Below are 1,388 nucleotides of genomic sequence, written 5' to 3' on the forward strand. Positions count from 1 at the left end.
CGGGCCGCCATGCCATCGCCCGAGGGGCCTGCCGTTCGAAGCCGGCGTAATCGGGTTCGCCAGTTACGAGGTGGGGCTGGGCGAACATGGGCTGACGTCCCGGCACGCGCCCGCTCCGGGGCCCGGCCTTGCCGCCGCGTTCTACGACCGCGCGCTGGTGTTCGACCGACTGCGGCGCGACGTGTGGCTGACGACGCCCTTTCGCGACGTCCGTCTCGACCCCTCCGACGTGCCAGAGCGCGCCGACCCGCCACGCCCCGTCCCGCCAGCCACGTTCACCGCCGACCAGGATGGCGCGTCCTACCGCGCGATGGTGGCCGAGGCGGTGGAGCGCATACACGCGGGCGACCTGTTCCAGCTCAACCTGACCAGCCGGTATACCGCCCCCCGTCCCGAAGGCCTGTCGCCGATGGCGCTCTACCGGGCCTTGCGGGCGCGCGCACCGGCGCCGTTCGGGGCCTTTCTGGGCTGCGGGGGCGGGTTCTCGCTCCTGTCGTCCTCGGTGGAACGGTTCATCCACATGACCGCGCAGGGCCGGATGCAGACACGCCCGGTCAAGGGCACGGCACCCCGCGCCGCCGACCCGGGGCACGACAGCGCCGCGCTGGCGGCCTTGCGGGCCGATGAAAAGGAACGCGCCGAAAACCTGATGATCGTCGACCTGATGCGCAACGATCTCGGGCGGATGGCGCGGATCGGCAGCGTCGAGGTGCCATCCCTGTTCGAGGTGGAAACGTTCGCGCATGTCCATCACCTCGTCTCCGAAGTGCGCGCGTCGCTCCGACAGGACAGCGACGCGATCGACCTTCTGGCCGCGACCCTGCCGCCCGGTTCGGTCACCGGGGCACCCAAACGCCAGGCCCTGACGCTGATCGACACGCTGGAGGCGAGTGCCCGGGGGCCCTATTGCGGCGTCGTCTTTCGCCTCGGCACCGACGGCAGCATGGACAGCTCGGTCATCATTCGCAGCCTTACCATGGACGCGACCCGGATTCAGGCCGGGGCGGGGGGCGGGATCACCGCCCTGTCGGACCCGTCGCGCGAATATGACGAGATGCGCCTGAAGATCGCCCCGCTTCTGGCGCTGTTCGGGCAGACACCGTGAGCCTCGTCTGGCTCAACGGCGTTGTCCTGCCGGCGGATCAGGCCCGGATCGACCCTGCCGATCGTGGCTTTACGCTGGGGGAGGGCCTGTTCGAGACGATGCGCGTGCAGGCGGGCACGGTGCCGCATATCGATCGCCATATGGCGCGCCTGGCCGAAGGGGCGACGCTGATCGGCCTGCCTCGGCCCGACGACGGGGTTCTGCGGCGCGGCCTTGATGACCTCCTGCGCGCGTCGGGAGCATCTGGGCAGGAAGGGGCCGCGCGCCTGACCGTCACGCACGG

2 protein-coding genes are annotated in these 1,388 nt (G+C 70.8%); both read left to right on the forward strand.

The window, feature by feature from the left end; translation table 11 throughout:
- Positions 1-1,105: anthranilate synthase component I family protein (locus HUK82_RS16590; protein WP_176614964.1), on the forward strand; the 1,105-nt coding region annotated here is incomplete at its 5' end.
- The coding region (locus tag HUK82_RS16595) for an aminotransferase class IV (protein ID WP_176614965.1) at positions 1,102-1,388 on the forward strand (287 nt) is incomplete at its 3' end. The genes HUK82_RS16590 and HUK82_RS16595, both read left to right, overlap by 4 nt.

The sequence above is a fragment of the Ameyamaea chiangmaiensis genome (assembly GCF_013376175.1).
Lineage (GTDB): Bacteria > Pseudomonadota > Alphaproteobacteria > Acetobacterales > Acetobacteraceae > Ameyamaea > Ameyamaea chiangmaiensis.